This window comes from Pseudomonas sp. RL_105y_Pfl2_101 (assembly GCF_963970585.1).
Lineage (GTDB): Bacteria > Pseudomonadota > Gammaproteobacteria > Pseudomonadales > Pseudomonadaceae > Aquipseudomonas.
Genome location: NZ_CAXAPG010000009.1, coordinates 140,485 through 153,385, shown reverse-complemented (window position 1 = coordinate 153,385; position 12,901 = coordinate 140,485). Strand labels below are relative to the sequence as shown.

General features: G+C 61.8%; 11 protein-coding genes. 5 read left to right on the top strand and 6 right to left on the bottom strand.

The genetic code is table 11. The features are described 5' to 3' along the window. Nucleotides 1-15 precede the first annotated feature (15 nt). The 4 genes from folE2 to AACY31_RS13365 are packed head-to-tail and all read left to right on the top strand — an operon-like array spanning nt 16 to nt 3,330. Nucleotides 16-912: a GTP cyclohydrolase FolE2 gene (gene folE2, locus AACY31_RS13380; RefSeq protein WP_339479893.1), complete on the top strand. Its 897-nt coding sequence runs from the start codon at nt 16-18 to the stop codon at nt 910-912. Then, a complete protein-coding gene (locus AACY31_RS13375) occupies nt 909-1,577 on the top strand; it encodes a metal ABC transporter ATP-binding protein (protein WP_339479891.1) in 669 nt (222 codons plus the stop codon). Before folE2 ends, AACY31_RS13375 begins: the two co-directional genes overlap by 4 nt. Next, complete coding sequence (locus AACY31_RS13370) at nt 1,577-2,443, top strand: metal ABC transporter permease (RefSeq protein WP_339504555.1); 867 nt, start codon at nt 1,577-1,579, stop codon at nt 2,441-2,443. The genes AACY31_RS13375 and AACY31_RS13370 overlap by 1 nt, the downstream gene beginning before the upstream one ends. 11 nt (nt 2,444-2,454) lie before the next feature. After that, nucleotides 2,455-3,330 (top strand): metal ABC transporter substrate-binding protein, encoded by an 876-nt coding sequence (locus tag AACY31_RS13365; protein ID WP_339504553.1) that lies wholly within the window; start codon nt 2,455-2,457, stop codon nt 3,328-3,330. Between the two features lie 60 nt (nt 3,331-3,390). Here the strand turns inward: AACY31_RS13365 and AACY31_RS13360 are convergent, their stop codons facing one another. Further along, the gene (locus tag AACY31_RS13360) at nt 3,391-3,912 is read right to left on the bottom strand and encodes a DUF3617 domain-containing protein (protein WP_339479886.1); all 522 of its coding nucleotides are present in this window, start codon (nt 3,910-3,912) and stop codon (nt 3,391-3,393) included. Between the two features lie 141 nt (nt 3,913-4,053). Between AACY31_RS13360 and cls the strand changes: the two genes are divergently transcribed. Next, on the top strand, nt 4,054-5,493 hold the full coding sequence (gene cls, locus AACY31_RS13355; protein ID WP_339479884.1) for a cardiolipin synthase: 1,440 nt from the start codon (nt 4,054-4,056) through the stop codon (nt 5,491-5,493). Here cls and cfaB read toward each other — a convergent pair. From cfaB to AACY31_RS13330, 5 genes are all read right to left on the bottom strand, one after another. Next, nucleotides 5,490-6,677 carry a C17 cyclopropane fatty acid synthase CfaB gene (gene cfaB / locus AACY31_RS13350; RefSeq protein WP_339479882.1) on the bottom strand — a complete coding sequence of 396 codons (1,188 nt, stop codon included), beginning with the start codon at nt 6,675-6,677 and terminating at the stop codon, nt 5,490-5,492. The two genes, cls and cfaB, sit on opposite strands and share 4 nt — an antisense overlap. A gap of 184 nt (nt 6,678-6,861) precedes the next feature. Beyond that, nucleotides 6,862-8,781 carry a heavy metal translocating P-type ATPase gene (locus AACY31_RS13345; RefSeq protein WP_339491667.1) on the bottom strand — a complete coding sequence of 640 codons (1,920 nt, stop codon included), beginning with the start codon at nt 8,779-8,781 and terminating at the stop codon, nt 6,862-6,864. Further along, nucleotides 8,778-9,830, bottom strand: a complete 1,053-nt coding sequence (hflK, locus tag AACY31_RS13340; protein WP_339479878.1) for a protease modulator HflK — start codon at nt 9,828-9,830, stop codon at nt 8,778-8,780. The genes AACY31_RS13345 and hflK overlap by 4 nt, the downstream gene beginning before the upstream one ends. After that, complete coding sequence (gene hflC / locus AACY31_RS13335; RefSeq protein WP_339479876.1) at nt 9,827-10,867, bottom strand: protease modulator HflC; 1,041 nt, start codon at nt 10,865-10,867, stop codon at nt 9,827-9,829. Before hflC ends, hflK begins: the two co-directional genes overlap by 4 nt. Beyond that, a complete protein-coding gene (locus AACY31_RS13330) occupies nt 10,864-12,825 on the bottom strand; it encodes an SPFH domain-containing protein (RefSeq protein ID WP_339504552.1) in 1,962 nt (653 codons plus the stop codon). Before AACY31_RS13330 ends, hflC begins: the two co-directional genes overlap by 4 nt. Nucleotides 12,826-12,901: the final 76 nt, after the last annotated feature.

Sequence of the window (12,901 nt, the reverse complement as noted above, 5' to 3'; positions counted from 1 at the left end):
CGATGGACCTAGACCATGAACGCGTCAACCCTGCCCGACATCGCTGCGCAGGCTTCACGTCAAACCCTGCCCCTAGATTGGGTGGGCATGTGTGGCATCGCAACGCCGGTGCTGATTGACGGCCAGCGTCTCAGTGCAATGGCCGATGCAGGTGTCAGCCTGGATGACGGTGAGGCGCGCGGCATTCACATGTCACGCTTATACCTGGCGCTGGAACTACTCGAAGAGACGACGCTTTCGCCAGCGTTGTTGCGCCGAGTCCTCCAGCAATTTCTCGATAGCCATGAAGGCATGTCCCACTCGGCATCGCTCAGTCTGCATACCGATCTGTTGCTCAAGCGTCCGGCACTCATCAGCCCGCTGGAGGGTTGGAAGCGCTACCCGGTGAGCATCGAAGCCCACTTAAAAAACACCGTGTTCCACGTGGAACTGAAAATCCAGATTGCTTATTCCTCGACTTGCCCTTGTTCGGCCGCACTTGCCCGGCAATTGATCCAACAGCAGTTTGTCGACGACTTCGCTAACAAAAAACTTGAGCACGCCGAAATCCTGGCCTGGCTAGGTTCATCGAACGGCATTGTCGCCACCCCTCATAGCCAACGCAGTACGGCGACCCTGAGCCTACGCCTGAACACCGATACCGACGATTTACCGCTACTGTCGTTCATCAACAAAGCCGAAGCGACCCTTGGCACCGCTGTGCAAACCGCCGTCAAACGCGCCGATGAACAAGCCTTCGCCCTGGCCAACGGCCAAAACCTGATGTTCTGCGAAGACGCCGCGCGGCGATTAAGCACGGCCTTGAGTCGGTCACCCGACATCGTTGCCCTGAATGTGCGCGTCGTTCACGCCGAAAGCCTGCACGCCCATGACGCCGTGGCGCAAAGCCGCTGGACCCGGGACGCATCATGATCAACTGCCAAGCGCTGCGCTGGGGTGCACCCGGACAACCCCTCACTCCGCCCCTCGCGATGCAGCGACCGGCCGGCAGTCTCACCGCCATCATCGGTGCCAACGGCTCGGGCAAAAGCAGTCTGTTGAAAGTGCTCGCGGGATTGCAGAAGCCGCTCTCCGGCAAAGTCACCTTGGATGTTTCACGCCGTGGTGGGGTTTCGTTCATGCCGCAGCAGCAACATTTGGATCGGCAATTTCCCATCCGTTTGCAAGAGTTGGTGGCTGTCGGTTCCTGGGGGAGTCGACACACGCCAGCCATGCGAAGGCAAGCGCTCCAGACCGTACTGGCCGACTGGGCGCTAACCGGTCTCGAACATCGTCCGTTAATGGCGCTGTCTGGAGGTGAGCTGCAACGTGCCCTGCTCGCTCGCCTGAGCCTGGCCGAAGCGCCATTGCTGTTGCTCGACGAACCCCACGCCGCCCTCGATGAACAAGGCCAGACGCTGCTGTGGAAACACATTCATCGCTGGCATGCTGCGGGCAGAACCGTCGTGGTGGTATGCCATGATCTGGCAGCGGTCCGCCAACATATCCCCCATTCGCTGCTGATCAGCAACACGGGCTGCGTGCTGGGCCGCAGTGTCGACTTGATCGCTCAACAACCCCAGACGTGGGTGGCCTGATGCTTGCGGCCACCCATCTCTGGCAACCGTTTCAAGAGTTTGTCTTCATGCGCAGGGCCTTGCTTGGCGGCCTGGTGCTGGCGTGCAGCACGGCGCCGTTGGGCGTGTTCTTGATTCTTCGGCGCATGAGCCTGATTGGTGACGCCGTAGCGCACGGCATTCTGCCGGGTGCCGCCCTGGGTTTCTGGTTTGCCGGGTTGAGCCTGCCGGCCTTGACCGTTGGCGGTCTGGGTGCGGGCCTGAGCATGGCTGGGCTCGCCGCCTGGATTACCCGACGCACTGGCCTGCGGGAGGACGCCAGCCTCGCGGCGATTTATCCCATTTCCCTGGCCGCCGGCGTATTGATCCTCGGCATGGCCGGTAAACGCCTGGACTTGCTTCACTTGCTGTTTGGCTCGGCCCTGGCGGTAGATGGCCCGACACTCACCGGCATGCTCTGGGTGTCCGGCGCCAGCCTGTTGGCAATGGCGTTGATTTATCGACCGTTGCTGCTCGATACGCTGGACCCGCTGTTCCTGCAAACCGTCAGTCGTCTCGGCCCATTGGCCCATGGCGTGTTCCTGACCCTGGTGGTGTTGAACCTGGTGATCGGCTTCCAGGCCATCGGGGCGCTGATGGTGGTCGGCCTGATGATGCTGCCGGCCGCCGCGTCGCGATTCTGGAGCCGTCGCCTGCCACTGCTGATGCTGATCGCGGCGCTGCTTGGTTGCCTCTCGGTGTGGCTTGGCCTGTTGTTGTCCTTCTATTACTCACTGCCCAGCGGGCCGTCCATCGTACTGGTGGCGGGCGCGTTGTACCTGCTGTCGGTGGTATTCGGTCCGGTGCACGGTTTGCTGCACCGCCCACCTTTACTCACATCCCAATGAGGTGTTTCCCGATGCGCGTTCTGCTCGTGCTAATCAGTCTGATGCTGTCCATGTCCCTGTCCGCCGCCGAAAAGCTGCAGGTGGTGACCAGCTTCAGCATCCTCGCCGACATGACCCGACAGGTCGGCGGTGAGCATATCCACATCACCAACATGGTCGGGCCGGACGCCGATGCACACACCTACGAACCCACGCCAGACGACGCCAAGGCATTGCTCAAGGCAAAACTGATCATCAAGAATGGACTGGGCTTCGAGCCATGGTTGGATCGCCTGGTGACCAGCACTGAAACCGCTGCTCCGGTGATCAGCGCCAGTCGTGGCGTCATCCCGCGTTCACTGGATGAGGATGGCGAGACCGTTCCCGACCCGCACGCGTGGCACAACCTGGCGAACGCCGAGCTGTATGTCAGCAACATCACCAAGGCATTGGAAGCTGCCGACCCGGCCAACAAAGCCGACTACGAACGCAACAGCCAGGCGTATCTGAAGAAAATCTACGCCCTGCTCGCCGAAGCCAAGGCCAAGCTCGGTGCACTGCCTGCCGGTAATCGCAAGATCGTGACCTCCCATGATGCATTCGGTTACCTGGGCCAGGCCTATGGCATCGAGTTCATGGCGCCCCGGGGTTTATCCACCGAACGTGAACCGTCGGCAGCAGAAGTCGCGGCGCTGATTACCCAGATCCGTCAGGCGAAGGTAAAATCGGTGTTCATGGAAAACATCAAAGATGCACGCCTGCTCAAGCAGATCGCCGACGAGAGCGGTGCCCACATCGGCGGCACGCTGTACTCCGATGCACTCGCGGCCAGCGGACCGGCCAGCACCTTTACCGGTCTGTTCGAATACAACCTCAATACCCTGTATGAGGCGCTGAGTCGGCCTTGATAGAGCATTGTGGGAGCAATGCCTCCCACAGGCTCACCAAGCGACTACTTCAAATGAGCTTCAAGCCCTCGGCTTGACCGTTCCGCAATCCTGACCCAGCCACACCGCGCGAGTGTCGAGGCTGCCGTTCTGCTGGATGCCGGTGGCATTGAACGTGCCGTTGACCTTGGTGGTGAATTCACGATCACTCAGGAACGTCGCGACGCCATTACCCTGGGCTTTCGGACAACTGAAGCGAAACTTCCACTGATTGCCGGTACGCTCAGTGATCTGCTGCTTGCAACCCGATTGCGGGTCTTGCAGCGGAATGTCATTGCTTTGCACCTGCGCCGGGGTCAGGCAGACACGGATGCCCTTGCCGCCCATGGTGATGCCCTGCTTTTCCAGCATCGCCCGTTGTTGCGCAGTCATCTGGTTCTGCACCTGGCCCAGGATCAGTTGCAGGTCCGGCAGGTTCTGGTTATCGACCTTCATGTTGCTGGTGGTCAACTCCCACAAACCCGGCTGGAGCATCTGCGCCTGAGCCGCCATCGGAACCGCCAACCCCATTGCCAAGGCCACACCCAGCAGACGAACATTCATCGCATAAACTCCAGAGGACAAGTGGCCGTTAGACGCCGCCCACAGGCTTCGGTTCAAGCCCGGGACGCGTGAATTAAATAGCGACATTCGCCATGGAACATGGTCTGTTAAGCATTGAAACTTCCGGAGCAAGAATGCCCCATGGATTATTTCGGCCCGCATGTTTTCGGTTACCTGATCGCGCTGCTCCACACCCTGGGTTCCATCGCCGCCGTCCACGCCGTCTTAACGGTGCGCACGGCCCAAGGCTCGATTGCCTGGGCCCTGTCGCTGCTGTTCATTCCCTACCTGACGTTGATTCCTTACCTGGTTTTCGGGCGCAGCACCTTTGATGGCTACATCAAGGCGCGCCGACAAGCCAACAAAGAGATGCGCAAGGCGATCTCCGAGCTGAACTGGCGGCCGTGGGTGGAAGAGGCTTTGACCGCCCGCGCTTCCCAGGCCTACGACTCGTTACGGGCCATGCCCAAGCTGGGGCGCACACCGTGCCTGGCGAACAATCAGGTGCGCTTGCTCGTCAATGGGCAGGCCACGTTCGAGGCAATCTTCCAGGCCATCGATAACGCTCGGCAGGCCGTGCTGATTCAATTTTTCATCATCCACGACGACCGCCTCGGCCTACGCCTGCAGACCCTGCTGCTGAAAAAAGCCGCCGAAGGCGTGGCGGTGTATCTGCTTTATGACCGTATTGGTAGCCACTCCCTGCCCCACCGCTACGTCCAGGTGCTGCGCGACGGTGGCGTCCACGTTAAAGCCTTCGCCACCCGCAGCGGCTGGCTCAATCGGTTCCAGGTCAACTTTCGCAACCACCGCAAGATCGTGGCGGTGGATGGCGTTCTTGGCTTCGTCGGCGGGCACAACGTGGGCGATGAATACATGGGCGAAAAGCCGCCACTGGCGCCGTGGCGCGACACCCATGTCGAAGTCTGCGGCCCGGTGGTGGGGAGTATGCAAGAGTCGTTTGCCGAGGACTGGTTCTGGGCCGCTCGTTCGCTGCCACCGCTGATCCTGCCAGACACCTATCCGGACGACGGTGTGCTCTGCCAGTTGCTGACCAGCGGCCCGGCCGACGCCTACGAAACCTGTTCGCTGTTTTTCGTCGAGGCTATTCATGCGGCCAGCGAGCGCGTCTGGATCACAACACCTTACTTCATCCCTGACGAAGCGGTGTTCGCGGCGTTGCGCCTGGCGGTACTGCGCGGGGTGGATGTGCGCATCCTGCTGCCCTCGCGGCCAGACCACAGGATCGTCTACGCCGCGTCCAGCCTGTATGCGTTTGAGGCAGTGCGGGCCGGTGTGCGGATGTTCCGTTACGCGCCGGGCTTCCTGCATCAGAAAGTGGTGTTGATCGACCAGGAAATCAGCGCCATCGGCAGTGCGAACCTGGACAACCGTTCGTTCCGCTTGAATTTCGAAGTCATGCTGCTCACCGTGGATATCCCGTTCGCCACCGAGGTCGAGCAGATGCTTGAGCAAGACTTCGCCCAAGCCGTGGAAATCGACAAACAGGAAAGCCGGGAGACCCACCGCCTGCAGAAGATCGGCATGCGGATCGCCCGGCTTATCTCACCGATTCTCTAAGGGGTGTAGATGTCGTCGCGGGTCCAGGGCAACTCATGGCTACCGTCGGCGTGGGCCTTCACCGCCAGGATCTGGTGCAGATTGATCCAGCCCTTGGCGAACGCGTAGGCACAGCCCGCCAGGTACAGACGCCAGATCCGCAGCGCCTGTTCCGGCACTTCCTTCGCGGCGGTCTCAAGATTGTCCTCCAGGCGTTCACTCCAATGATCGAGCGTGCGCGCGTAATGCAGGCGCAGGCTTTCCACGTCGACGATCTCCAGCCCCGCGTCACTGATCTGGGCAGAAATCATCGACAGGTGCGGCAGCTCACCGTTGGGGAACACATACTTCTCAATGAATTCACCGGCGCCACGGCCAACCGGACGACCGTCGATGTGCTTGGCGGTAATGCCATGGTTCATCACCAAACCGCCCTCACGCACTGCGCCGAACAGCGTCTTGCAGTATTGCTCGAGATTAGCGTGGCCGACATGCTCGAACATGCCAACGCTGACCACTTTGTCGAAGCGACCGTCCTGGGGCAAATCGCGGTAATCGAGCAATTGCAATTCGACCAGATCCTCCAGGCCTTCAGCGTTGACCCGCTCCCGAGCCAACGCCAACTGCGCTTTGCTCAGGGTAATCCCGAAGACTTTGGCACCAAACTCGCGCGCAGCGTAACGGGCCAGACCGCCCCACCCACAACCGACATCCAGCAAGTAATCACCCGGCTGTAATCGTAGCTTGCGGCACAAGTGGCGGAATTTGGCTTGCTGGGCCTGTTCGAGGGTTTCGCTGCCCGTCTCGAAATAGGCGCAGGAGTAGGCCATGTCACTGTCGAGCCACAGCTGATAGAACGCGTTGGAAAGATCGTAGTGATAGGAAATCGCCTTGGCGTCGGTTTCCTTGTCGTGGAGCGATCGTAGCGGCGGATTGTCGGCGTCATCCTCGACCAAAGCCTGGCTCAATTCATCGCAGACACGAATGACTTCGTGAATCGAACCTTCGAGTTCCAGCTTACCTTCGACGAAGGCCGCTCCTAGCGCATCCAGGCTGGGATGGGTGAATTGCGCGACCATTTGTGGGTCCTTGACCACGATCGTGACACTGGGGTCGTCACCCAGTGAAAACTCATGGCCATCCCAGAGTCGCAGCCGAAGCGGTAGATGCAGATTCTGTAAGGCCGGTGGAAGTTGCGCGAGCATGAAAAATCCCCCTCGTTTCAGACGTCTGAAAATGAGGGTAGACCATCATAGAAAAATAGCAGGCTATCGAATTTATAGCCTTTCTCTATCACTGTCCCAAATTCACTCCTTGTGCCGGGTAGCGCCAGTATGGGTACCCCCTCTCCAACAGAGACTGCAAGGGTGACGCACAGTTCGCCAAGGGTTATCCAACGGTTCCCTTCGCTTGGATTTTCAAGAGTGGCTCCTGAAACCGCAACAATCGCCCCGCATTACCTAACACTAGCAGGGTACTGAGATTGTGCAGCAATGCAGCGATCATCGCCCCTGCCGCACCAAGCCAGCCGAAGGCGGCAAAAGCGACGATTGCCAGCGTCCAACCCAGGCCAATGATCACGTTAACCTGCAACGTGCGCCTGCATTGGCGGCTCAATCGGACGCAGGTGCCGAGGCGGCGCAGGTCACTGCCGATCAGCACGATGTCTGCCGACGCCAGGGCGATGTCTGCACCGCCTGCGCCCATTGCGACACCCACCACCCCGGCCTTGAGCGCCAGGGAATCGTTGATGCCATCGCCCACCACCATGGGGCGGAACCCATGGTCGATTTCGGCCATGACCCGTTTGAGTTTGTCCTCCGGCAGGGCCTGGGCTTGCAAATCGCCGATGCCGACCTCCCGGGCCAGGGTCGTGGCCACGCTCTGGCGGTCGCCGGTCAACAGCAATTGACGTCCCAGGCCCAGCTCGCGCAGCTCGGCCATGGCAACCCGCGCCTCCGGCTTGATACTGTCGGCCAACAACAGCCAGGCGAGGAATTGCCCGTCCAGGGCCAGGCCGGCAATCGGGCCGTCGTGCTCGGGGACCACTGACGTTTGAATGCCCAGCAGTGCAAACAACTCCGGCCGCCCGAGCGCCGCTTCGCCTTGGGCGGTCATCGCGACCACCCCCAGACCCTGGCGTTCATGGATGTCCGTCAGCGCCAGGCAGCTTTCCTGATCCACCAGCCCCGCCAACGCACGACTGACCGGATGACTGCTGGCCGAACCGAGGCTGGCAGCTAAAGGTAGCAGCAACGATGGGGGAGCAGCCTGAGCATGTTCGATGGATTGCAGACGCAGGACGCCGTAGGTCAGCGTACCGGTCTTGTCGACAACCAACGACGTCAGGTCCGCCAGTTCTTCCAGGAAGGCCGAGCTGCGAATCAGGATGCCGTGTCGCGCCGCCACCGCGATCCCGGCAATGGCAGTGGCCGGTGCCGACAGCACCAATGCACAAGGACAGGCGGCGACCAATACCGCCAGCATCGCCTGGGCATCGTTGGTCACGAACCAGGTCACCGCCGCCAGCAACAACACCAGTACCAGGTAACTGCCGGCGTAGCGTTCCAGCAAGCGAGTGATGGGAGGCTTGGAGCGTTCGGCGTTCTGCATTAGGGCGATGACCTTGCCCAAGGTGGACTCTTCGCCGATACGGGTCACTTCCAGGCGCAGCAGGCCATCGAGGTTGATCGCGCCACCAAAGACTTCAGTGCCTACCACAGCCTCCAACGGCACCGACTCACCCGTGATAGGCGCGGTGTCGAGGCTGGCCTGGCCGGACAACACCCGACCATCGGCCGGTACCCGGTCGCCAGCGCGCACCTCCACGACATCGCCGGGCTGGAGCATTGCGTTGTCGACATCGATGATAGAACCGTCGTTTTGTACCTTGCGACATTGGCTGCGGGTGAGTTGGCCAAGGGCATGGATCGCCTCTTGGGAGCCAATGACACTGCGCTCTTCCAGCACATGCCCGAAGATCATGATGATCGGTAACAACGCCGCCGTCAGCAGATCGCCGGTGGCCCAGGCACCGAGCATCGCCAAGGCGATGAGTTGGTCGGTAATCCCGTGTAGGCTCGGATAGCGCAAGCTGTACCAGGCCGAACGCATCACCGGCACGGCCACCAACAGCGAGGCGAACCCCAACAGCAGTTGGCTGACACCGCTCTGCTCCGGCGACCAGCCGCGCCATACCAGGCCCAATGCGAGCAAGCCGAGGGCGAGCATCGCCAAGGTCAGTTGCCGGGCGGCGATACGCTGTTCCGCCGAGGACAACATCGGTGCAGCGCTGGCTTGGGCAGTCATTGTCCGGCTCCCTGGATGATCAGGTGGGCATCGTCTTTCGGGTCGACCGTGGTCACTGAACCGGCCTGGCGAAGGATGGCAGGCAGGCGTTCGCGATACAGGCGTAGCAGCATTTGTGGATCGCTGCCTTGGGTCTTCGCCAGGCCCAGCACCGTGGCCGTGTCGGCCGAAGCCTTGGCGAGTCGTTCGCTGGCCTGGGCATGGGCGACTTGCACGGCACGGTCGGCGTCTTGGCGGGCGGCCTGGGTGAGTTTTTCGGCTTCGGTGCGCGCATTGGCCACGGCTTTATCGGCCTGCTGGCTGGCTGTCAGTACCGCGTTAAAGGCACTGACCGTCGCCCCCGGTAAACTCGATTGCACATCGACCCGCACCACTTCGATACCCAACCCCTGCCCTGTCGCGGCCAGGTCAGCCAGGCGTCGGTTAAGCCCCTGCACCAGATCACCACGCAAGCGTTCGCGGCGTTCGGCCGCCTGGTTGTCGCTGCCCATCAGTTCGGGGCGAGCCACCAGAATGGTGTCCAGGTCCCGGGCCGCAGTCAGGGCTAGCGCACTACGGGTTGCCAGCCGGTCCAGTGCCGGCAGGACATGTTCACCTTGCAAGACGAAGGCGTACGGGGCGGTGACCTTGTAGAACACCCGCACATCCAGTTGCACCACGCCGGCATCACCGGTCAATAAATAACCGGAGCCGGCCAACGCATCGCTGACCGGCGTGGCGAAACTGGCAACACGGTCGGCCTGCAGCGCTGCATCCGAGCGCAGCAGATTTTCCACCCGCCGCTCAAGCACCCTATCCGCAGCGGGCAGCAAAACCACTTGTTCCACAGGACGAGGCCACGCCAACAAAAGGCCGGCATTCTGGATGCGATCCAAGGCGCCAAAGTGCAGCACCACCGCGCGATTCTGCGGATCGATCTGCCGCACGTTGGAAAAGACCCAGGCCAACGCCGCCAACACCGTGACGGCATAAAGCGCTAAGAACGCCAGGCGCCCGGCCTGGATCCACGGGCTGGATAACTGGTTTGTTCCACGTGGAACCAAACTCATGGTTGTGTTCCACCTTTGCCTTCCACGGAACCAGGACCGTCCACCAGGACACGGAATGGCGCCGCATCGGTGCGCAAAATAAGCTTCGTGCCGGGGCTGACGATGGTGCCCAAGGTGTCCAGCGAACGGAGCAGGTTGTAGAGCTGCGGAGAACCGGCGTATGCCCGACCATAAATTTCAGCCGCTTCTACTCGCGACTGCGCTTCGATATCGGCGGCTTTCACCGTGGCATCGGCTTGCATCACTCGCGCATCACGTTCTGCGGCGGAGCGAATCTGCGCCGCTTCGCGCTTGCCGATGGCCGTGCGTTCAGTGGCGATGGTCTCACGCTCCGCGCGCATGCGATCCACCGTTGCGGTCAGCGTCACCGAAGGCAAAGTCAGGCGCTCGATGCCAACTTGCAACACACGCACGCCATAAGTGGTGAGCAACTGTTGCTCGATCTGCTGACGCAGTTGGGCTTCGAAATCGGCGATGTGCACTTGGCTGGCATCGGTGTTGACCAGGTTCGCCAGGTCAAAACTGGCGGCTGTGGTTTCCAGCGCCGAGCCGACGAATGTGCGGATCTGCCGGGCGGCTTCGTCCGGTTGGTTCTGCACCGCGCGCATGAAACGCTGCACGTTTTCGGGGTCACCCTGCACCTGCCAAGCCACGTAGGCCTGGACGATGATCCGCAGCCCGTCACGGGTGCCGACATCCTGCAGGCCGCTTGACGTGGTGCGCAACCGCAGGTCCACCGCAATCGCCGCCTCGAACGGTGCCGGCCAGCGCCAACCCAAGCCAGGTTGCAGCAGCACCCGCGCCGGATTGCCGAAACGGGTGATGACTGTGGCCTCCCCCGAACGCACTTGCACCAGGCTTGCGGCCGCAACGGCAAACGCCACCAGCAGCGCCGCCCAACCCATCCGCCGCCACGGGAACGGACCGGCTTGCTGCGGATCGCCATGATGGTGGTGGTGATGGCCAGGGTGATGACCGGCATGGCCGTGATCGTGACCCGCGTGGTCGTGGTGATCGTGTGAAGAGGACTGGCTCAATGGGCAGCTCCTGGCGGGACAGGGTTACGCGGCGACGTGGGGTCTGCCGGCAGCGTGAAGGTACGCAAGTCGATGGTCGGCGCGTTGCCGTTACCGCCCAAGCGATGGTCGAGAATCAGCAACCGGGCATTGGCGAGGCCCTGGCTCAGTTGGCCCAGGTAATGCTCCAGCACAAAAGCGTGCCCCGCCGTGGCGTAAGCTTTGCGCTCGGCATTGAAGCGCAGGTCGGCGGCCTGGGCAGTCGCGTTGATTTCCCGGGCGGTGGCAGTCGCCTGGTCATGGGCGACGCTGGCTTGCAATTGCGCCTGGTTGGCCTGTTCCGCCGCCGCGCCACGCTCTCGGGCGATCAATGCCTGGGCGCCGATCTGCGCCGCCTGCACGCCGTGGTAAGCATTGGCCGCACCGGCCGGCGGATGAATCGCCTCCACAACCGTCGCCAGGATTTCCACACCGCTATCGAGCGATTGCAAATCAGCCTGGACAGCGCGACCGATCTCGTCGGCGAGGCTGACACGGTCCGCGCCGAGCAAACCATCCAGTGTGCGCGACGCAAACTCATGCACCAGGAGGCGGCTGGCGGTGCTGCGGATCAGCGTTGGCACATCGGCGCTGTTGTAGGTCGCCGCTAACGCCGCGGCGTCCGTCAGGCCGATGCGGTAGACAAAGCGCACATCCATATTGACGATCTGGAAGCTCTGCTGGTCGGCACGACGACTGGCAATGACCTGGGACTTGTCGTTCACATGGCTGGCATCCCACAACCGATTAGCGATTGCCGGGGCCGGTCCTTCCGCCGGTTCAGCCTCGACCGCTGCCCGGCTCTCCACGAGGCTGGTCGCCAGTTCATGCACAACACCATTCTCGACGTTGAGCACCCTGCCCCACGGCCAGGGCAACGCGACATGCAAGCCCGGACCGAACACCTCTACCGGTTTGCCAAAGCGCTCATAGATGCCACGCCCCTGCAGCGACACTTCGTGCACACCCGTCAACAACCAGCCCACCAGCACCACCAACGCCAACACTGGCAAAAAAGCCCGGCGCATGTAGCTGAAGGCCCAGATCTGGCGCAGGTCGATGCCAAAACGGTTGCGCAGTTCATGTCCCAAGGCCAGCAACGGTTGCGGCGGCCAGCGCAGCAGATCGGCGATGACACTGCGGCCCAGCAACGTCGGTTCCAGGGTATCCCGGCGCGGGATGAATAACGACAACACGGCGCGCAGCAAAAACTCGGCCGCCACCACGCCCGGCAACAGCCCCATCAGCACGGCCAGGCGCATCGGCCAGAGGGACGTTTCTGCAGCGAACAACAAGCACAAAGCGCCGAGCACCAGCACGATGATCGCCACCCGCGTCAATTGCGCCAGCGGCGTCGCTTCCGGCCATTCCACGGGGGATTGCTGGGCTAATTGCCGCTCAAACATCAATAGCCCGAACGCCAACAATAACGACAGCACCGCCCCCACACTGGCCGAGACACCGAGGGCGGCAGCCGGCAGTTGCAAGTTCCAGGCTTGTTCCAGGCCCAGCAATACCAGCACTGACCCACCGGCCAACCACAACGCAGGCGCACCGATTTGCTTCAGCAGGCCGACCCCGCGAGCGCCGATTCGCTCCAGCAGCCGCTCATACCAACCCAGGTTATCAACAGGCGCGTTTTCCGCCGACAAGTTACCCACAGCCGGCAGCAGCGCCCTGCTACGCCACTGCGTGACCCACCAAGCTGATTGCAAACCCGTCACCAGCACCAAGAGTCCCGCGCCTTGGCTGACCAGCAAAACCGGCCACAACGATTGCGGCGAAAACACCCCGATAAAAAACGCCAGCACCAGGCCCACGCCCACCACGCTTCCCAGGGCGAAGGCGATCTGCTTCAGACGGCGCCCCTGAAACGAGGCGCGCTGAAAACGCGGCCATTCGGCCACCTGTCCCCCCTCGACATCAAGATCGACTTGCATACCACCCCAGCATTCGTGGCGATCAAAATCCGGGCCCGTGGACAGACGCCACCGACGCTTCGTTAGACGCCGTTAC

Excerpts from the sequence above, each read along its gene's own strand:
- folE2 (WP_339479893.1), top strand. The coding sequence starts at position 16 with ATGAACGCGTCAACCCTGCCCGACATCGCTGCGCAGGCTTCACGTCAA.
- AACY31_RS13375 (WP_339479891.1), top strand. The coding sequence starts at position 909 with ATGATCAACTGCCAAGCGCTGCGCTGGGGTGCACCCGGACAACCCCTC.
- AACY31_RS13370 (WP_339504555.1), top strand. The coding sequence starts at position 1,577 with ATGCTTGCGGCCACCCATCTCTGGCAACCGTTTCAAGAGTTTGTCTTC.
- AACY31_RS13365 (WP_339504553.1), top strand. The coding sequence starts at position 2,455 with ATGCGCGTTCTGCTCGTGCTAATCAGTCTGATGCTGTCCATGTCCCTG.
- AACY31_RS13360 (WP_339479886.1), bottom strand. The coding sequence starts at position 3,912 with ATGAATGTTCGTCTGCTGGGTGTGGCCTTGGCAATGGGGTTGGCGGTT.
- cls (WP_339479884.1), top strand. The coding sequence starts at position 4,054 with ATGGATTATTTCGGCCCGCATGTTTTCGGTTACCTGATCGCGCTGCTC.
- cfaB (WP_339479882.1), bottom strand. The coding sequence starts at position 6,677 with ATGCTCGCGCAACTTCCACCGGCCTTACAGAATCTGCATCTACCGCTT.
- AACY31_RS13345 (WP_339491667.1), bottom strand. The coding sequence starts at position 8,781 with ATGACTGCCCAAGCCAGCGCTGCACCGATGTTGTCCTCGGCGGAACAG.
- hflK (WP_339479878.1), bottom strand. The coding sequence starts at position 9,830 with ATGAGTTTGGTTCCACGTGGAACAAACCAGTTATCCAGCCCGTGGATC.
- AACY31_RS13330 (WP_339504552.1), bottom strand. The coding sequence starts at position 12,825 with ATGCAAGTCGATCTTGATGTCGAGGGGGGACAGGTGGCCGAATGGCCG.